15 protein-coding genes and 1 pseudogene are annotated in these 19,025 nt (G+C 40.7%); 5 read left to right on the forward strand and 11 right to left on the reverse strand.

The features are described 5' to 3' along the window. Positions 1-77: 77 nt before the first annotated feature. From EHS11_RS13310 to EHS11_RS13325, 4 genes are read left to right on the forward strand one after another with little or no spacing between them, the layout of a single operon-like run. Positions 78-2,093 (forward strand): ATP-dependent helicase, encoded by a 2,016-nt coding sequence (locus EHS11_RS13310; RefSeq protein WP_135764904.1) that lies wholly within the window; start codon positions 78-80, stop codon positions 2,091-2,093. Then, positions 2,093-2,785: a tetratricopeptide repeat protein gene (locus tag EHS11_RS13315; RefSeq protein ID WP_135764905.1), complete on the forward strand. Its 693-nt coding sequence runs from the start codon at positions 2,093-2,095 to the stop codon at positions 2,783-2,785. The genes EHS11_RS13310 and EHS11_RS13315 overlap by 1 nt, the downstream gene beginning before the upstream one ends. A 6-nt stretch (positions 2,786-2,791) precedes the next feature. Continuing rightward, entirely contained in the window at positions 2,792-4,975 is a 2,184-nt protein-coding gene (locus EHS11_RS13320; protein WP_246047882.1) for an LIC_12586 family protein, read from the forward strand. Continuing rightward, a complete protein-coding gene (locus tag EHS11_RS13325; RefSeq protein WP_135764906.1) occupies positions 4,972-5,349 on the forward strand; it encodes a hypothetical protein in 378 nt (125 codons plus the stop codon). The genes EHS11_RS13320 and EHS11_RS13325 overlap by 4 nt, the downstream gene beginning before the upstream one ends. A gap of 44 nt (positions 5,350-5,393) precedes the next feature. On the opposite strand, the gene lpxB is transcribed toward EHS11_RS13325, so the two are convergent. The 11 genes and pseudogenes from lpxB to EHS11_RS13380 form a co-directional block, all read right to left on the reverse strand. Continuing rightward, the gene (lpxB, locus tag EHS11_RS13330; RefSeq protein ID WP_135764907.1) at positions 5,394-6,623 is read right to left on the reverse strand and encodes a lipid-A-disaccharide synthase; all 1,230 of its coding nucleotides are present in this window, start codon (positions 6,621-6,623) and stop codon (positions 5,394-5,396) included. Continuing rightward, on the reverse strand, positions 6,592-7,449 hold the full coding sequence (locus tag EHS11_RS13335) for an LpxI family protein (RefSeq protein ID WP_135764908.1): 858 nt from the start codon (positions 7,447-7,449) through the stop codon (positions 6,592-6,594). The genes lpxB and EHS11_RS13335 overlap by 32 nt, the downstream gene beginning before the upstream one ends. A 136-nt stretch (positions 7,450-7,585) precedes the next feature. Continuing rightward, positions 7,586-7,777: pseudogene (locus tag EHS11_RS20205) on the reverse strand (FmdB family zinc ribbon protein); the annotation flags it as partial. A 14-nt stretch (positions 7,778-7,791) separates the two neighbouring features. Beyond that, a complete protein-coding gene (locus tag EHS11_RS13345) occupies positions 7,792-9,240 on the reverse strand; it encodes an SH3 domain-containing protein (protein ID WP_135764910.1) in 1,449 nt (482 codons plus the stop codon). A gap of 23 nt (positions 9,241-9,263) precedes the next feature. Then, complete coding sequence (locus EHS11_RS13350) at positions 9,264-10,808, reverse strand: TolC family protein (RefSeq protein ID WP_135764911.1); 1,545 nt, start codon at positions 10,806-10,808, stop codon at positions 9,264-9,266. A gap of 38 nt (positions 10,809-10,846) precedes the next feature. Continuing rightward, on the reverse strand, positions 10,847-11,737 hold the full coding sequence (sucD, locus tag EHS11_RS13355) for a succinate--CoA ligase subunit alpha (protein ID WP_135764912.1): 891 nt from the start codon (positions 11,735-11,737) through the stop codon (positions 10,847-10,849). 9 nt (positions 11,738-11,746) lie between these two features. Then, positions 11,747-12,916 carry an ADP-forming succinate--CoA ligase subunit beta gene (sucC, locus tag EHS11_RS13360; RefSeq protein WP_135764913.1) on the reverse strand — a complete coding sequence of 390 codons (1,170 nt, stop codon included), beginning with the start codon at positions 12,914-12,916 and terminating at the stop codon, positions 11,747-11,749. 562 nt (positions 12,917-13,478) lie between these two features. After that, positions 13,479-14,879 carry an Lcl C-terminal domain-containing protein gene (locus tag EHS11_RS13365; protein WP_167884443.1) on the reverse strand — a complete coding sequence of 467 codons (1,401 nt, stop codon included), beginning with the start codon at positions 14,877-14,879 and terminating at the stop codon, positions 13,479-13,481. 204 nt (positions 14,880-15,083) lie between these two features. Then, positions 15,084-15,812: a S1 family peptidase gene (locus EHS11_RS13370; RefSeq protein ID WP_135764915.1), complete on the reverse strand. Its 729-nt coding sequence runs from the start codon at positions 15,810-15,812 to the stop codon at positions 15,084-15,086. Positions 15,813-15,929: 117 nt separating this feature from the next. Then, entirely contained in the window at positions 15,930-16,343 is a 414-nt protein-coding gene (locus tag EHS11_RS13375) for a PaaI family thioesterase (RefSeq protein ID WP_135764916.1), read from the reverse strand. 112 nt (positions 16,344-16,455) lie between these two features. After that, complete coding sequence (locus EHS11_RS13380; RefSeq protein ID WP_246047883.1) at positions 16,456-17,181, reverse strand: hypothetical protein; 726 nt, start codon at positions 17,179-17,181, stop codon at positions 16,456-16,458. Positions 17,182-17,776: 595 nt separating this feature from the next. Here EHS11_RS13380 and EHS11_RS13385 point away from each other — a divergent pair. Then, positions 17,777-18,976, forward strand: a complete 1,200-nt coding sequence (locus EHS11_RS13385) for an MFS transporter (protein ID WP_135764917.1) — start codon at positions 17,777-17,779, stop codon at positions 18,974-18,976. Positions 18,977-19,025: the final 49 nt, after the last annotated feature.

The raw sequence follows: 19,025 nt of genomic DNA on the forward strand, positions 1-19,025 counted from the left end.
TTTTTCTGGTTTTCAGGTAGAACTTTGTACTTTTTCTGGATTATGTCCCTTTCCCGGGCGACTTAAAGAAAAAGAATATGAAACTCAACCCCGCCCAAATGGAAGCAGTCAATACAATACAAGGCCCGCTCCTTGTATTTGCGGGAGCAGGTTCCGGAAAAACCAGGGTGATCACAAACAGGATCGCCCATATGATTCAAAACAAAGAAATCTCTGCGGGAAGGATCGTGGCACTTTCCTTTACTAATAAAAGTGCAAAGGAACTTTCGGAAAGACTTAGGAAAATGGTGCCTCGTGAAAAACTGAAAGGAATCATACTTTCCACCTTTCATTCGTTAGGTCTCAGGATACTAAAAGAACATATTACCAAACTCGGTTATCACGAAACTTTTCTGTTATTCAACGGAGGAGACCAGGAATCCTTTGTTTCCGAACTTCTCAAAATCAAAAAAATAGATCCTAAGAAAGTCCCTCCGAAAGAAATCCTTCGGAGAATTTCCTATGCAAAAAATACGATGGGACTTTCGAGAAACGCTTCGCTCGATGTTTCCGAAGAGTTCAGTCTGATTGCACAAGAATTATTTCCCATGTATGAAGAAGGACTGAAGGAAAAAAATGCAATCGACTTTGATGATTTGATTTTACTTCCCAAAAGAATTTTGCACGAGTTTCCGGAAGTAGCAGAAGCGTATCATAAAAAATACCAGTACTTTCTTGTGGATGAGTTCCAGGATACCAACCAACTTCAATATGAATTCTTGTCTCTGTTCCGGGGGAAAAGCGATAACCTTTGTGTGGTGGGAGACGACGATCAGAGTATTTATGCTTTTCGAGGTTCCAACGTAGAACTCATTTTGAATTTTGAAAGAGAATTCCCTCATGCAAAAATAGTCCGATTGCTTGAAAATTACCGTTCTACACAACCCATCATAGAAGCCGCGCATTCACTTATCAAAAACAACAAGGGTCGAAAGGAAAAACAACTTTTCAGTCGGATTCAATCTGATGAGAATGTGGAGTATTACGAAACTGCGGATGAAAAAGAGGAAGCCATCTTTGTTGCCAGTCGGATTCAGTCCGTGCTTATCAAAAATGAATTTCAGGGAAACGAGATTGCTATTTTGTTCCGCACGAATTTTCAATCGAGACCGTTCGAAGAAGAACTTAGAAATAGAAACATTCCTTATAAGGTAGTAGGCGGTTATAATTTTTTCGATCGCAAAGAAGTGAGGGATTGTATCTGTTATCTCCGTTATGTGGCAAATCCGAAAGACGATTATTCCCTGCTTCGCATCATCAATTATCCCAAACGGGGAATCGGACCCACTACTGTAAATAAATTGCAGGAAGAAGCATTCAGCAAAGGCATTTCCATCTTCGATGTTTTCTTGAAAATCGTCGAAGATGTTGATTATTTAACAGAAGTTAAAACCAAAGTGCGCCAGGAGATTTATCATTTCGTGGAACTTGTGGAAACATTCAAAAAGAAATTTTCACTCTCTCCCAAACTGGCCCCGGTTTTGAAAGAGATGATCACCCAGATCGGTTTTGAAAGGGAGATTTCGATCGAGGAATCTGACGAAAAAGTCTCCAAAGCACGGATTTTCAACCTGAGCGAACTGGTCAATATGCTCGCCTTTTTCGAAAACGAGGAAAGAGAGGAAAAACCGAAAATTTTCGACTTTTTGCAACGCCTGGCCCTGATGATGGAGGACGAACCCAAGGAGGAGGAAAAGGACCGGAGAGTCCAACTCCTGACTATGCACCAGTCCAAGGGTCTGGAATACGATTTAGTTTTTTTAGTTGGACTGGAAGAGGGAATTTTACCGAACTCACGTGTTATAGAAGAAGGAGAAGCTGTCGATGAAGAAAGAAGGCTTCTCTACGTGGGAATGACTCGGCCAAGGCGAAAATTGTACTTGACCGCAGCCCGTTCCAGGCGAAAATTCGGAGAACAAATCGCGAGCGACCCGTCTCGATTTATAAAAGAGCTTTCCCGGGACGTGGTTCTCTATTTTCCTTTGGAAAAAGAGGATCGGGAAGCGGAAACATTGAATTTCCTAGAGGAATTAGAGAAACTGAAGGTAGGCTAATGAAACGACTTTACCCACTAACCCTGTTTATGGCGTTGGCGGTTGTGTTGAATTGTGCATCCACGGATGATTCCGTGCGCATGATAGGGGGATATCCTAAGATCAACACAAGTTCCCATTTTGCTCAGATCGAGTCCATCGACAAAGAGCTTAAAATCTCCAATGCATCTGACGAAACAAAATCCAAACTTTATCTTACGAAAGGAAGACTTCTTTTAGAGCTTGGTAAATACGACGATTCTATTGAGACTTTGAATCAAATTTTTTCTTTAAAAAATGCGAATGCGAATAGCCCGGAATTGAATTTATATCTTGGAAGAGCTCATATAGGCAAAAACCAATATGCAAAAGCGATCCAATACCTAAACCAATCCGAAAAATTAGACAAAACTTACAATCCTGAACGCAAAAAACTGGTAGTTCAGTCTTTGGTAGCAGAGAGGGAATATTACCCTGCACTTGCTGCTTTGACAAAAACATACCACAAAGGCAATCAGAAGAAAGACGAGTTTTATTATGAAACAGCGGCAAAAACCTATTTAAAAATGGGCTATGATTACAAAAACGCCGGGTTTTACCAAAAAGGACTCCAAGTGGCCAACTTAGGTCTGGAGGAGTTTCCTGAAAATGAAACTCTACGTTCCATCCAAAAAGAATGTATGGAAGTTCTTCAGCCGGAGGGAAAACTTTAATCTCCCTTGAAGTTTCCAATCGCCCTTCTATCTGACGAAGATTTAAGGGCTTATTTCTCCATCTTCCTATCTATCCTTCGAAAGCATCAAAAAACCATATATTCCTTTCTGGCATTGGGAGGAGTGTTCTTTTTACTTTCCCTGATCTATATCGGCTTTGAGTATTTTCTCAAAACGAAACGTATCCCTTTGGTTTCGGTAAGAGCCATCGTGACGGAAACAATCAATAAGGAAATCGGGAAAGCTGTCGATTTGGGTGTTGTCGACTTTTCCCTCAGAGAAGGTCTTATTCTGGAAGATCTTGTGATCTCGAGAGAAGAAGACTTCTCATTCAATGCACATCTTTTAAAAGTCAAAAAAGTTACCTTTCGATTGTCTTCTTATTTTACTAATAACCCTTATGTGGAACGGATTGATTTTTTCAGTCCGAATCTGGTTTTGGAAAATGATGAGGAGCTGGAAAAAAAGCTTATAGAATACTTTCAAAATACAAAGATCAAAGAAGTGATCTTTCATGATACCAGAATCAATTATAAAAAAGGAAACTCCACTATCCTCAATTGGAGGGAAGGTTGGGATATTTCCTTTCGGAGAAAAAACGACAAAATTTTTGTAAGTTATGATAACGGCTGGTTCTGGGTTCCTAATGCAACGCGCGTTAAAGGAGAAGGGTATTTTGCGGAAGGAAAATTCAATGAATATAAATTTGAATTTTTCTGGAAAAACTATCCTTCGGAAGAAGCTCCCTTACTTGTAAATTACCTGTTTGGCACGAACCTGCAATCCTCCGTCTTGTCGGGAGAAGCAGTCACCGAAAAAACATCTGACGGAAGTTATATGATTAAAGGGGATGTTGAATACGAAAATACGAATTTTTATCTGCCATGGATCAATTCCTATTTGGTCAAAGGCCTTCGTTTTAATGAAAAGTTTTTGTTTCAGGAAAACAAAGAGACCCGCGAGTATAGCTCTTATGATTTTCAGATTAAAGTGGAAGACATAGTAACTCCCGGAAAGGAAATTCTTTTACAAAAAAATATCCTGTTTGATGTAGCGGAATTGGAACCTCTCGCCGAACTATTGCAAGACTCTCAGACCGGAGATAAAGTGCCCCTTTCCGGCAAATTGAGGGGCAACTTGGAGATAAAGGAAACCGGGGAAAAAAATAAATGGTTCAAGGTAGCGGGAGAAGTTGCAGGCGATTCTTTAAGTTGGAATTCTCCTTTGCTTTTGATAAGGAATGCAAGCTTGAATTTAAGACTGACTGAAGATAACAACCTGAACTTACAGGCAAAAGGCGAAATTTTCGGTAAACCGGCCGGTCTCGAACTTTTATCACAACTGGATTGGACACGGCAGAAAAAAACGGACGGTTCTTTTTATTACCCGCTTTATTCGAAATCAAAAGGAAATTTGCAGATTCAGGATCTTGTTGCAAATAATCTATCCGAGTTATTTCAGTCTTGGAAAAAAGAAACAAACGAAGAGATCAAAGAGAGACAGGAGAAGTTGATTCCCGAAGAGTATTTTTATCAGAAAAAGATTTATAAATACTTTTTGGAATCCATGAATTTGGATTTAGGTCTGAAGATTTCCTCTTTTTATCCTTACGACGGTGCCGCAGATCAGGGAGAAGCAAAAGGAAGTTTTGTCATTAAAGACGGTAGACTTAATTTTGTTTTTGGGCTTGAGAAATCAGCATCGAAGTTAAACATCAGTTCCTATTTTGCTACAAAAACACCTAACTTCAGTTTTGGATTGTTATTGGATCGTTACCCTTGGAGTGAATCTTGGATGAAAGTCTGCGGGCTTCTACTTAAACCGCGCCTAGTTTCAATGGACTATTCTTTTGCAAGCCAGGGAAGCGATTATTATACTCTTTCCAAAGACGGTCGGATCAATTATTATTTGAAATTGGAAAATGCGATTTGGGAAGGAGAAGAGCTTTGGTTTAAAATGAATTTGCCTGATTCACTCTATAAAGAATCCTATACGATCGAATTCAATTTGGATCATTATTTCGAATCTGATTACATTCGAAATCTTTCTGTGATTTCCACTTCGACTGACTTAAAAGGATACGGACAAAATAAATCCGGATTTTTTCAGTATTCATTTTACGGGCTGATGGGAGAAAATAGAGGAAACTGGTCTTTTACAGAAGACGATACAAGGTGTGTGATCAAATGAACAGAATATATCTATCTGCATTTTCATCCAAATATTCTTTATTGATCTTTTTTATCCTTCTCATTGGTTTCCAAAATTGTTCCGAAAAATCCAGAGTTGCAGACACACCTCCCGATCTTTCCTCACTACCTGATTTTTCAGGTAAGTGGCAATTGGAAGGAGATGGCAACATTGTTGTCATTGATATAGATAAAGAGGCAAAGACTGCAAGTTTCGGAGAAGTGAAATTGATTTTGGAAATGGACTCTTTGGGGGTTCGATTGCGTCCGGAGGATAGAGAGAATGCGATCGGCTATTTTTTGTATTCCGAAATCAAAGACAAAACTTGGATTGGAACCTGGGACGATCGGGTTGTTCGTTTGATCCGTCTTTGATATTAAAATAATAGAATCTACTTTTGCAATGTCTGCCCGGCTTTTTAAGATTCTTCGGTGCCTAGTGAATCTATAAAATGGGAAATCTCTTTGGCTGCTAGTTTTCCTCCGTTACTCGCTCCCAATTCCCTTTCTTTCGTTTCTTTTAATAAACGAATCATTTTGTTTCTGAATTCGCTGTGATCCAAGATTCTTTTCGCTTCTTCAAAAATATACTTAGGCTTACATTCGTTTTGCGTAAGTTCCCTGCATACTTCTTGGCCGGAAAGTATATTGGCAAGTCCTATGAATTTGGACTTCATAAGCAATGAACCGATAAAATAGGTAAATAAACTCACCTTATACAAAATAATCATAGGCTTTTCGAAATACAAACCCTCTAATGTGGCCGTACCCGATGCGATCAATAATAAGTCGCTTGCGTTCATTACCTTTAGGGAACCGTCCCAAACGTAATGAATTTCAATGGAAGGTTCTTTGGTTTTAATTTCATCTAATTTCTGTTTGATGAAATTTTCCTGTTTAGAATTGATATTGGGAAGTAGGAATACTATTTTTTTGCCTTGAGAAGTTACATGTCTGTGCAATAGAACTGCTGTTCCCAAAATAGGATCGAGTAATTTTGTGATCTCTCCCGTTCGGGAACCCGGTAACAGGCCGATTACAAATCCTTCGTCCGTATGCGGAAGTCCGCCAGGCAAAGGGCTTTCTTTCTTTAATTTTTCCGGGATCCTTCTTACGATCGGATGGCCGACAAACTTTGCGTTGACTCCGTATTCTTTGTATATGGACTCTTCAAAACGAAACAACGTCAGCATCAGTGCAATATGTTCTTTGATAAAAAAAATGCGTTTGAATTTCCATGCCCAAATTTGAGGGGACACATAGAATATGGAAGGGATGCCTATTTTTTTTAATTCCCTCGCCAAGCGTAGGTTAAATCCTGGATAGTCTATCAGGACGGCGAGTTTTGTGTTCCTGTATTTTGCCTCTTCTACAATTTGAAATAGAACTCTTTTTAAAAAACTATACTTTTTGATTGCTTCCGAAAATCCGATTACGCTCAAAGCTTCTATATCTTCCAAAGATTCAAATCCGTGAGCTTTCATGGAATCGCCTCCGATTCCATAATAGGAAAAATCCGGCTTCATGGATTTTAGTTCACCTAGTAAATCTCCACCTAGTAAATCTCCAGAATGCTCTCCCGTTAGGATGAGAATGGAAGAGTCTGATGACTTAGATCTAGAGTGGCTTGATTTTTTTTTGGCTACCATTGATACCTTTTGTTTTTGAGGGTCCGTACACTACAAAGTTTAACTTGGATTTTGTAGCATAGTCTACAACTTCCTCGGGATCTACTACCAATGTTTCCCCCTCTCGGATACAAAGCGTTTTGCATCCGCTTTCTTTCATAATCTGAAGAGTATGAACCCCGACGGTAGGAAGGTCGAATCTTTCGTCTTGTTTGGATTTTGCGGATTTGCAGACGACTGCCGAACCTTTCTTTTTGGTGTATTCGCCGCCTCGTCTGATGGTAACGTCCGTACCTTCGACTGCTTCCACTGCAATGACAGATTCATCGCAAACAACGACGAGTTGCCCGATGTCCAGGTCCGCCATTTTTTCGGCATACATCATTCCGAATTCTATATCTTTGATGTCGGAAGAACTGAATTTTTTGGGTGTGTACCTTCCTTCTTTTAAAAGGAGAGATTTTAGATATTTTTTCTGAGAAATGACAGTGACCCCCATCCTTTTGAATTCATCCGCGATTGCTAAAAAAATAGGGTAGTCATTCCTGTTTATGGTTTTTGCCAGGATGGAAAGTGCTTTCAGGTCGAATTTTAATCCTTGGAACAAAAGGTCTTTGCGAACTTTTCCAAGCATAAGAACCCTATCTACATTTTGTTTTTCAATCGTTTTTAGAATTTTTCCTACTTGGGTTATATGGACCGGTATGGTTCTGGATTCGTAGCCTCTGGGTGAAAAATCGGATTCCTTTAGTCCGAGAAAGATTACGTCTTCCCCCGCAGCGATCGCTTCCGACATACCTACGTGCGGCAATTCCCCGCCTCCTGCGATGATGGCTAATTTTCCCATTGAGCGCCAGTTAGTTGTTTGAGGCTGGCTTTGTTTCGGTAGCGTTCGTTGGATTGGAAACGGCGGCTTCCGATTTGGGAGCGGTCTCAGTGCTCGGGGCTGCCTGAACCTGTCCTGGGCTTTCCGCTGGCCTTTTGGAAGAATCCTTTTTGTAATCCGTAACGTAGAATCCTGTTCCTTTAAAAATAATTCCGCCTGTGCTTGTAATCATTCTTTCCGCAGTCTCTGCACCGCATAATATGCATTTTGTGATCGGATCATCCTTCATCGATTGCACATATTCGAATTGTTGTCCGCAAGTTTTGCAATTGTAATCGTATGTTGCCATTTTGCTCCTGATAATTAATGAACACCGGTTCTAATTTCGAATAGTATGGCTTTTTCCCGATTGGGAGAAACCGCCTGGGGAAGACATACTTCCCAAGAACTATTTCCCTGTTTTAGGGAAGATTCATCCATCGGGAAGGAACCTATCTTTGGAAGCAGAACGGTATTTCTGTTCCGAAGACTTGCCAAAAGTTTGTCTCCCTTTCGGGATTCAATATGCAATGACAAATTCTCTCTTCTGTTTCTATCGTCCAGGATATATCTATTTTTACCAATCGAAATTGATTCTTTGTCCGTATGAATAGAATACGCTGGTTGACTTATCCCGGAAGACACCAGCCTGATTTCAAATAGAGGGATGTTTGTTTGGGAATCAGTCGGCTTGTAAGAAAACTCAAAATAATTTTTTTCGCCTTCTATTTTTCTGCAAATCAGTTCCCATTTTTCCGTTTTAGATCCGAAGAGCGCAAAGCCAGGTTTTCCGGAATCCACTTCTCTTTGTCTGGGAATATATTTTCCGTAAAAACCGGCAGGAATTTTTTCACCAGTCCAACCTTCGAAATCGATTCTAGTTTCGTTTTCGATTGATTTGAATCTTTTCTGAAATTCATCCATGTAACTTTGGTTAAGTTCTACTTTTGCTAAAAAGCCTGAAAATAGCCAGGCAGATCTTCCTAAACCCGGAAAATAACATTGAACCCAATGTCCTGTTTTGCCCGCCAAAGTTTCTTCCGTATTGTCCCTTTCAAAACAGAAAGTTGTTTCTGGGCTACTTACTTTACCCACTTCTTTGTTTTCTTTTCCGGGACCGCTTCGCAGGTTTACATTCTTTCCGTTTATTGAGAAATAATTTTCAAAAAATAATGAAGTAGGAGCGGCACTGAGTAAATGAAGTGTTTGCAAAAGAAACCCGGTTTCTATTTCTCCGATCGAATCCAGAGGGTAGCCGAGAACATTTGCAAGCGCTTCGCTGTAGGTTTGTTCCAGTCCTCTCGGGTCTTCTAAAATCAATAGAAGAAGATAATAGGTTGATTTGTCTTTGGGAATCATCTTTGAAAAAGAAGAGATTTTGGTAATAAGCGCTCTTTTGTAATGGGTTCCGTGTTTTTTCAATAAAGGAAAATAAGGATCTTCGATATGGTTGTAAATTCCAAGATTTGTTTCCCATTCAATGGTTTTGATCTTGGGAATTCTTTTTAAAAAATTTAAAGCGGTCTCTCTTTCTTTCGAATCGTTAGCCTTTCTTTCCAAACGGGAGATGGATTCGGAGAGTAGGGCGAGAACTCCTTCCGAATCAACTGTAGAATCTTCCTTGTAGAGGTTGATCACTTCCTCATATTGTTTTTCGGAAAAGTAAGCATAGGCTTTGTCTTCCTTTTCACGAAAATCTACAAATGAATAAATGAGAAGAAAGGTAAGTAAGGAAAAGATTCCTAAAGCGAGAAAAACACGGGATCTAATCACAATGAATAGCTCCCCCGTTTCTTTTATTTTTGAAATCCTTCCGGAAGCAGTTTTGAACGATCCACTCCGTATTCTTCAAATAACGCATTTTTTGAAACATAATAGCGGTGTAGATTGATATTGAAATCCACTTTTGCACGAACGAGTGCTAGTTGGTCCTGAACCAATGTATCCAATGAATTTTTAACAGTAAGCGCATTGAATCTTCCTTGTTGGAAAGACCGAAGAACACCTGCATAATATTTTTTAGCTTCTTCTTCCGTCTTTTTGGCATTCTCCATCACTTTATAGGAAGCTTTTAAGATATCAATTCTAGTTCTTACGTCATCAGCTACGGACTTTGTGAGGTCTTCTTCTTCCAAGCCAACTTGTCTTTTTTGAATTTCCGCATCCCGTAAACCGGCTTTGACACCAGTGTCTCCGATCGGGTAACTCATATCAATGGAACCTTGCATCACAGGATATGAACCTGTGAATACACCGTTTTTCCCTTCCGTGTAATTGGTCGCCCCGCCTTGTAAATTCTGAGCTTGGTATCCGTAAGTGCCTGCAGCTTTCAAGGTAGGTAAAGCATCGTTTTTGGCATTTTTAAGTGCTAGTTCCGCATTTTCTTTTTTGCGGGCGATACTTTTGAAATCCGCTCTATGCAAATAAGCATAATTGATATCGGCTTCGTAATTTATATTTTGAGGAAGTTCTTCCGAAAGAGGAGTTGTTTTGGAAAACACTGTAGTTTCCGGAAGATTGAGAGATCGGATCAATTTTCTTTTTGCCTCTTCTCTTTCCGCTTCCGCCTGAGCCATCTGTCCTTCCACTTGTGCGAGAAGTGCATTCCATTGGTTGACTTCGAAAGATTCGGAAAGACCTAATCCTTGTTTGCGGATAGTGAGGTCTCTCACTGTTTTGGTATTTTTTAAAAGTTGTTCGAATGTCTGGTAACTCGAATCTTTTACATTATAATTCCAATAATCCACGAGTGCATTGATTACCTTTTGGGAAACTTGTTCTTCCAGCTGATCTTTTAAGATCAAAGATTGGTTTTCGAGCATCGTCTCCACGTTTCTTTCTTTGTAACCGAATGCGTTTTTCAGCAAATCTTGGGAAATGGTTACGTTGATCGAATCCGTAAATAGAGGAGGGATTCCCAAAGCTCCGAATCCTGCAGGAGTCTTTAAAGGATCTTCGAATGCGTTCGAGTCAAATCTGGTTTGTTTTGCTTCTAATTTGAAATAAGTCCCTGTTGTAAAAAGTTTGTCAATCCCCGCAGAATAGTTATTAGTTTGGGTTTTTGTTCCTGTGAACAAATTGTTTTGGTTATAAGGAAATCTGTTTTGTTGAATGTCGGTTCCTGCCAATGCTCTCCAGGAATACTTACCTTCATTCTTCAAATACTCCGTATCCGATTTTGCAAGCTCCAGTCTGGCCCGCATCACATCACGGTTGTTATCTATCGCATAACGAACCGCATCTTTTAAGTTGAGTTCGAAATTTTTATCCGACTCTGCTGCGAGCAAAGCCAAGGATGAGAGAGTCAAAAAGAGAACTGAAATTGCTGAACGACGTTCCATATATACTAGTTTGACTCTCTCCCTTAAAAAATCGCTCTTTATTTTCCTAAAGCGGCCTTCATTTTTTCACCGACTTCCCCGATATGCGCGCAAATGCTCACACCAGCGTCTTTCATTGCGGCGATCTTGGAAGTAGCTGTTCCCATTCCCCCGGAAATGATCGCACCTGCGTGCCCCATTCTTTTGCCGGGCGGAGCAGTTTGACCTGCGATGAATCCCACAACCGGTTTTTTCACATGGGCTTTGATGTAAGCGGCAGCTTCCTCTTCCGAAGTTCCGCCGATTTCACCGATCATTACAATTCCCTCAGTGTCAGGATCTTCGTTCAAAAGGCGAACCGCTTCTACGTGATTCATTCCGGGAACCGGGTCTCCCCCGATTCCGATACAAGTAGACTGACCGAGTCCTGCCGCAGTGAGTGCTGCTACGGATTCGTAGGTCAAAGTTCCGGAACGGGAAACGATTCCGATTTTACCCGGGTTGTGGATAAAGCCGGGCATGATCCCCATTTTTACTTTGTGAAACGGATTGATCACACCGGGACAGTTCGGTCCGACCAGTTTGGTTTTAGAGTTACGAAGAACGCTATAAACTTTAAGCATATCGTGGGTTGGAATTCCTTCCGTGATACATACCACAAGAGGGATCTCGGCAAAAATGCCTTCCAAAATCGCATCAGCTGCAAACGGAGGCGGAACAAAGATGATCGCAGCATTGGCTCCGTCTTCTTTCATCGCGTCTTTGATTGTGTTACGTACAGGAACGGACTTGCCGGTTTCGGAAGTCCAAGTTTGACCACCTTTTCCCGGAGTCACTCCCGCCACAACCTTAGTGCCATAATCTAACATCTGTGTTGCGTGGAAAGTTCCTTCTTTACCGGTAATCCCTTGGACTACCACTTTTGTATTAGCATCTACTAAAACAGTCATATCTTCTCCCTACTTCCTTATGAGCGAAACGATCTTGTCGGCCGCATCACGGAGTCCTTCCACTCCTACGATATTGAGTCCTGATTCGTTCAGGATCTTTTTACCTTCTTCCGCGTTGGTTCCTTTCAACCGAACTACAACGGGAACATGGATGTTTACTTTTTTTGCAGCTTCGATCACACCGTTTGCTACTCGATCGCAACGAACGATTCCACCGAAGATATTTACGAAAATACCTTTTACGTTCGGATCGGATAGGATCAGACGGAAACCGTTTTCTACTGTTACAGGGTTCGCTCCGCCTCCGACATCCAGGAAGTTAGCCGGTTCTGCTCCCGCAAGTTTGACTATGTCCATAGTCGCCATGGCAAGACCCGCACCGTTTACCATACAACCGATGTTTCCATCCAGTTTTACGTAGTTCAGATTGAATTCTTTTGCTTTTACTTCGAACGGATCTTCTTCCGTTTCGTCGCGGTAAGCTTCGTTTTCAGTGTGTCTGTAGAGAGCGTTTTCGTCCAAGTCCATCTTGCAGTCACCTGCAACGATTTCATTTCCTTTTGTAAGGATGAGTGGGTTGATTTCAAGTAGCGCTGCATCTTCTTTGATATAAGCGCTGTAAATGGAATTTACAAGACTAGTAAAAGATTTTTGAGCTTCAGCAGGAATTCCCAATGCAAATGCCAGCTCTCTGATTTGAGAACCTTGGACACCGATACCCGGATCGATTTGGATTTTGATGATTTTTTCAGGATGGGTTTCCGCAACTTCTTCAATCTCCATACCACCTTCGGTGGATGCCATAATGATTGTTTTGCGGAATGCTCTGTCCAGAAGAATAGAGATATAATATTCTTTTGCGATGTCGATCCCTTGTTCCAGGTAAACCTTTAGGACTTTTTTTCCTTCGGGACCCGTTTGAGGAGTAATGAGCTGCATGCCTAAGATTTTGTCTACGGCTGCTTTCGCATCGTCTTTGGTTTTGGTAACTTTTACACCGCCACCTTTTCCACGCCCACCGGCATGGATCTGTGCTTTCACCACCACTACGGGTGATTTTTGAACTACTTCATTGTATGCTTTTTCCCAGTCAGCGGCATTATCGATGACTTTTCCGAAGGGAACGTTGGCATTATGTCTACGTAAGATTTCTTTTGCCTGGTATTCGTGGACTTTCATGGATTTCCTTGTCTCATTTGTGGAATCTAGTGCGTATGCACTAGATAACTTGGTTAAAAGTCGAATCTAAGGGCAGATTGTCAAGGCAGAACATGGGAGAAAATCTCAGGAAAGATACTGTACCAAGTGCGGGCGCGCTTAAGAGAAGTGATTTGTAAAAACGATGAATCAAATTCACGGCTCGTTCTGCCAGATGAATAGTCTAACGAAAGTAATTTGGCAGTCGTTTGTAAAACCGGGAAATTTTGAAGGATTGATTCGGTTTTCGGTTTAGGACGGATCTCCCCGCCCTGATTGGGTGGGGTGAACCACAAAGCCACCCAATGACTCCGCTTTAGCACGGATTTGGCGGTTTTGCAATCCAATCCTTTCTTTTTGGAAATTTATTTCAAATAAGTTCGCCTTTTTGCACTCAAATTTCGATTGTATCCGAATTTTCGTTAGATCTCCCGACCAGGGATACGTAGGGCTTGGTCGCATACGACCGCAGCGTTAGCGGAGCCCGAAGTAGCCCGGTCCCGCAGGGAGGGCGCCTAACTTAAGGTATGTTGACTTTTATTTTCTAAAAAGAAGAAACGCAACGGGTATAGTTTGTAGTGGTTGATTTTGCTATAAAACCATTTTCTCCGATTCCGAAACCGACAAACCATGCTTGTGCGGTTCCAGTTGGCAAAGTGGAGGAAGTCCAATAATAACTACTGCTTGTATTTGGGAAATAAACTGAGTCGATGGCGGCAGGGCTGGGTGTAATATACAAATCGGCGAGAGTCAATAGTTCCTTATTATTGGGAAGTCTCCAGGTTCTTCCCGCGAGACTCAATGCATTGCAGGTATTCATTGCACTTAACCAATCGGAAGTTGCGGCACTTCCTCCCGTACAATCTGTAACATTGGTGAATCCGGCTGTGCATTTTTGCCATACAAGAGACGTATTCAAATCTGTGACAGTTCCGTTTTGATTGTCTAAGTATCTTTTTGCGGTATCGAAAGTTGCGTTCGTGACACATCGCAGGTAGTGAGCATCCGTCAATGCACCCGCACCGTAGGTGCCTTCTATAAAAGTGGGATACCAGGCGATAGTCGGACTGGAAGGAGGAATGGTGTTTGTTTTATAATTGAATGAGACTGTTTGGGGGAAGTAGGTAGTAAAGATGGCAGGGTTCGTAGTATTATGATTGATCGTATATGAATACTCTTCCCGCTCGGGAATCCTCCATCCTTTTAAGTTGGCATATCCTGCCCCGGAGTTTAATGTATCTAAATTGCTGCATGCAGACTGCGCACCGGTATAACCAAATGTGCCGGCAGTACCTGTAAGACAATTGATGTCAGTTTGACCGATACTGCACGATGTCCATATAAGTCCTGTTACATTGTCTGTTGTAATCGGATCGGCACCGACAAGAGTCGGCCCGGTAAAATTATTAGAAGTGCCTAGCTGCAATGAGCCGTCTTGTCCTACGGGGCCTGTGCAAGTAGGGTCGCTTCCTCCGGAACTATCCCAACAACTCACTATATTTGTTTTGAATGGGAGCTTTCCCATAAACTTGGGATTGAAAGTGCAGGAGGCGGTTCCAAGCGAATTGGAACCTGTGATGGTATAATTTTTTAAAAAGCCTCTATATGAGGTGTAAGAACCGGTAATGTTTCCCGTTTTTGTATCTAAGGTCAGCCCGCTAGGGAGATCGGAATTGATGGAATAGGTAAGTTCCGTTCCGTTAGTTGTTACTTGCATTGCAACAGTATTTCCGTTTAGGATAGGAACTGTATCCGATGGACATTGGAACGTAGTAGGAGCTACGAGAACTTTGCTATTTTCTGTGGAAGAGGATTTTCCGCAGAAAATGCTATTGTCTCCTAATAATGTTCTTAGTAAGAGAGTAGATTTGTTTTTTTCGCCAAACGGATCGCATTGGTCATCCAGGGACGGTTTGCAGAATAGAATCGCAGGTAAAACAATCATGTATAAATATGTTTTTCTCTTATTAAAAATCTTATGACCTCGAATCATAAAATAGAAGCTAAAAAAAGATTCATCCTATGAAAGCAAAATATATAATTTTTTGACAAAATTAAAATTGATGTCACTCAAACGAGTAGTTGGTTTGAATTCGATGGTTTTTACATAGCTGGAAAAAGCATAAAGATTGAGCAATTTGCAATTGTATCATTCAGTTAGCTTCATCAGTACATCCGCATACCAGGCGCAGTTCAGATTCAACCTTTCGTCTTCTATGATATCTCTATTGATCACATCCATCCTGGACGTATGTATTCCGATTAGGCTCCAATCAAAATCTCCTCTTTTGGAAACCCCGGAATGTGTCTTTACTACAACGGGCGCACCGCTGGAACCTCTGTGCATTTGCGCGTCGGTTAAAAAATATCCATGACCTTGGAAGCGAATTCCGAAGGAGGAAGAAATCAGCGCTTGTCTCGCTACGGGAAGCTTATGAAGAGTGTCGTAAAAACCCAATGGAAATCCGACGATCACGGCAGAAGTACCAACTTCGATCTGATCCAGTTGTTTGATCAGGTGGTTGATGGTAAAGGCGCGAAGGAAAGTAGTTTCTCCCAAGGCTTTTCTGTCCAGTTCAATTACGCATACGTCGACGGCTCCTCCCGAATCATATCCTTCTTTCCAAACAGGTTTGCCGTTTTTATAAAGAGGTATGGAGAAATCAGTGGTAATCGTTATGTTTTGGCGATCTATATGAAGGTTGATGAGAAGTAAATTAGGTTCGTGGTTTGTCTGCTTGTCCAATACCACGTGCCTTGCTGTAACGAGATAAAGGCGATTTTCCCTTTCGAAGAAAAAACCAGTGGCTTTGGTGAGTTCCGACTGATTGAATTTTGTGGTAATGCTCGTGAGTGCTAATAATAGAGGTTCTATCAATGAAATTTCACCTTCTAGGCAATCCTGATTTACGGGAACAAAAATGCAAGCGATCGGGTTTCGCTTTTTGGAAAATGACTAGCAACAATCCTACTGCGAGAGTCCCGGCCAATTCGTTTATTTTAAAATGGCGATCCAAATCTCTTCCAAAGTTGCGACGATAGTTTCCGATTCATTCATTGCTTCGGAACATATTATATATTTCCTTTTGTCTTTTTCTTTCAGCCAGGTTCTGATTTTTATTTTTTCTTCCGACACCGGTGCCAAATAACGTATGGTTGCTGTTCCTGTCGCACCGCATTTGTATATGTCTTCCAGTATATAATGGATAAAAGCTCCCTGACTGGAATCCATTACCGTATAAAGCGCTCCTCCATGGAGGATTCCGTTCGGGTTAAAATGATCGGGAGATGCAATATATTCGTAGAAACATTCTTCCTTTGAAACAGAGATGCACTTCGATCCGAAGAGACCACCTAACTTATCATTGGTTTCGAAATTCTGGATGTAATCGAGAGTTTGTTTTTCCATTTAAATTCTTCTTTTTTTACCATGATGAGGATGACATCGGGCCTGTTCAATCCTGTTCGTTTGAAATTCTGAAAACTAATTGTGCCGGTTTGCGAATAAAAGATAGAAACGATCACTCTTCAGAATTGATCGCTTCTCTGTTCTTGAATTTTTTTCCTTCGGGGGTGATGCTCGGGAAAAAACCCGGCTCCGTTTCTTTTTCTCTTGCCAGAGTTTTTACTTTCTGAATCTGAATATAACATTCTTCCATAAACAATTGGTGACCGCATCCGAGTAGGTGGTATCCTTCATGGACCAATGTCGATTCGGGACTAGTAAATAATATCTGTAAGGTGGAGATGTATTTGGATTTGATATATCCCCTGGAATGGGTTTTCGAATCGACCGCTCCGTGAATTTCCAATTTCAAACCCACCCCAAGAAAAATTCCTAATGTGAAGAATTCGTATACTAAGTCTCCCAAGGTTCTTCCTTTTAGATATAGAATACGATCACATGGAGGTTCGAGGTCCAATGTATAAAGATAGGAAAAGATGGCACCTCCCGTAAACCCGGGTCTCTCCATTTTCCGATAAGGTATAGGAACAACTTTTATAGAATATAAATTCAACTCCTCATTCCAATAATCAAAGAGTTTATTTGTTTCTTCTTCCGAAACTCCTGTTTCCAGAATGGTGCAGATTTTAATTTCCGCGAAAGAACCGAAGTCGATGGCTGATCTTTTTGCTTCGCTATGAAAACCGACAGTAGTGCAGCGAACGAATAATAAGAGTCCGAAGATAAAAAAACTTTTTGGAAATAATAGATGAAAGGATGAGAATGATTTGTAAGAGGGCATATCCGGAATCTAGATTTGTTTTTGTTTTTTCAAAATCAATTCTTTATTGATCTTTTTCCACTTCTTCTATGGAAACTTTCCCGAGGTTTGGTTATTTTAATTACAAAGTCTCGGAAAATATCAAATCAAAAAATAAACATGAGTTAGTTTGAATTGTCGGTAAAAAAAGCGAGAACCGGCTTATAATTGATTATAAAAAGACATATTATGAACCTATGTTTGTTTTTATTAAGTCAAATCTATAAAGATAAGTAGAAAATCAAATTGCGATTTATAAGTCTAATTAAATAGTTAGTATAGAGATAAAGTTGAAGAGTTATTAGAATAACTTCAATTGAATCTTATAACGGAAAAATGAATGATTCGTCTCTCGTTCCGTTTCTACTTAATGAATTGAAAAACGACACTTTCCACTATTTTTCTAGTTAAATTGTTAGGAATACAAAGTTCACTTCTGTTCTGTTAGATGCAATGTCGATCGGAAAAATCAAGTTATAAGGAAAGGAAATTTGAAAAATAAAATCAAACTATAAAAACCAATTATATTGGTTAACTCGAGTTAAGTAAAGAGCGGGTTAGCTAAAGTGAGGATACTATGATTGTTACTTTTCAAAATAAAAAAGCCACCGATTTACAAATTCTTTTACCTTTGGTTCTGATCGTATTTACCGGTGTACTTTCTTTGGGAATTCCCCTTTCGATACTTGCCGTTCATGTAAAGGAAACTTTGGGATTAGATTCTTTTTGGGGAGGGGTTGTCATTGGCGTCGAATCCCTCTTTGCTGTTTTGTTTCGGCCATATATAGGAAATTTTTTAGATACAAAAGGCCCTAAAAACGCTATCTTACTAGGATTAGTCGTATCTTCCTTTTCAGGCATATTCTACTTACTTAGTAGTTTTTATTTAGATTCCGCATTTTTGGCCTTATCAATCATGATCTTAGGAAGTTCTTTTTTAGGTATTGGACAAGGGGCATTGATTTCCGGTGCATTGGCATGGGGAATCGGCTCTGTTGATCCAAAAAACTCTGGTAAGGCGATGGTTTGGTGTGGAATCGCAATGTACGGAGCAATCGGTGTGGGTTCCCCTATCGGAATGAATTTACTGGAATTTTACGGATTCAAGGTTCTTTCTTTCGGAATTTTATTTTTGCCTTTATTGGCTTTGGGATTTGCGTTTAGACTTCGCCCGGTTTACGCGATAGCAGGGAAAAAAGTTTCTTTTTGGACTGTCGTTTACAAGGTTTGCGGACCGGGGCTTGGCTTGTTTCTGTCAGGTTTGGGATTCGGAACGATCGCCGGTTTTATCAATTTGTATTTTATGAGCCGCGGATGGGAAAATGGTTCCATCGCTATGATCGTATTTGGTGGTTGTTATATAGGAACTAGGCTATTTTTTTCGGGTCTGCCTGACCGTTTCGGAGGCGCTCAAGTAGCGTTCATATCTTTATTCATCGAAGCATTCGGACAGTTATTGATTTGTTATTCTTCTTCTCCGTATCTTGCATTCGTGGGATCAGGATTAACAGGGATCGGTTACTCTTTCGTATTCCCTGCATTTGGAATCGAGGCGGTCAAAAGAGTAGGACCACAAAATAGAGGTTCGGCGATAGGGGCATATTCAGCTTTCTTCGATATTTCTCTTGGCATTTCCGCACCTACAGTAGGGCTCATTGTAAATTACTTTCAATATGAATCTGCTTATTTATTCGGCGGAATCGGTTCTCTTATGGGAGTGTTGATTGCTTGGAAGATGATAATGGATCAAAAACGATTGGAAATAGCTAATTCCTAAAGATCGGATCAAATAGGACCACCAGTCCAAAATCGGTGGTCTTTTATTT

It is taken from the genome of Leptospira ilyithenensis, assembly GCF_004771005.1.
Taxonomy (GTDB): Bacteria; Spirochaetota; Leptospiria; order Leptospirales; family Leptospiraceae; genus Leptospira_A; species Leptospira_A ilyithenensis.

Bases quoted from the DNA above. Each gene is read 5' to 3' on its own strand.
- EHS11_RS13310 (WP_135764904.1), top strand. From the start codon at position 78: ATGAAACTCAACCCCGCCCAAATGGAAGCAGTCAATACAATACAAGGC.
- EHS11_RS13315 (WP_135764905.1), top strand. From the start codon at position 2,093: ATGAAACGACTTTACCCACTAACCCTGTTTATGGCGTTGGCGGTTGTG.
- EHS11_RS13325 (WP_135764906.1), top strand. From the start codon at position 4,972: ATGAACAGAATATATCTATCTGCATTTTCATCCAAATATTCTTTATTG.
- lpxB (WP_135764907.1), bottom strand. From the start codon at position 6,623: ATGGTAGCCAAAAAAAAATCAAGCCACTCTAGATCTAAGTCATCAGAC.
- EHS11_RS13335 (WP_135764908.1), bottom strand. From the start codon at position 7,449: ATGGGAAAATTAGCCATCATCGCAGGAGGCGGGGAATTGCCGCACGTA.
- EHS11_RS13350 (WP_135764911.1), bottom strand. From the start codon at position 10,808: ATGGAACGTCGTTCAGCAATTTCAGTTCTCTTTTTGACTCTCTCATCC.
- sucD (WP_135764912.1), bottom strand. From the start codon at position 11,737: ATGACTGTTTTAGTAGATGCTAATACAAAAGTGGTAGTCCAAGGGATT.
- sucC (WP_135764913.1), bottom strand. From the start codon at position 12,916: ATGAAAGTCCACGAATACCAGGCAAAAGAAATCTTACGTAGACATAAT.
- EHS11_RS13365 (WP_167884443.1), bottom strand. From the start codon at position 14,879: ATGATTGTTTTACCTGCGATTCTATTCTGCAAACCGTCCCTGGATGAC.
- EHS11_RS13375 (WP_135764916.1), bottom strand. From the start codon at position 16,343: ATGGAAAAACAAACTCTCGATTACATCCAGAATTTCGAAACCAATGAT.
- EHS11_RS13380 (WP_246047883.1), bottom strand. From the start codon at position 17,181: ATGCCCTCTTACAAATCATTCTCATCCTTTCATCTATTATTTCCAAAA.
- EHS11_RS13385 (WP_135764917.1), top strand. From the start codon at position 17,777: ATGATTGTTACTTTTCAAAATAAAAAAGCCACCGATTTACAAATTCTT.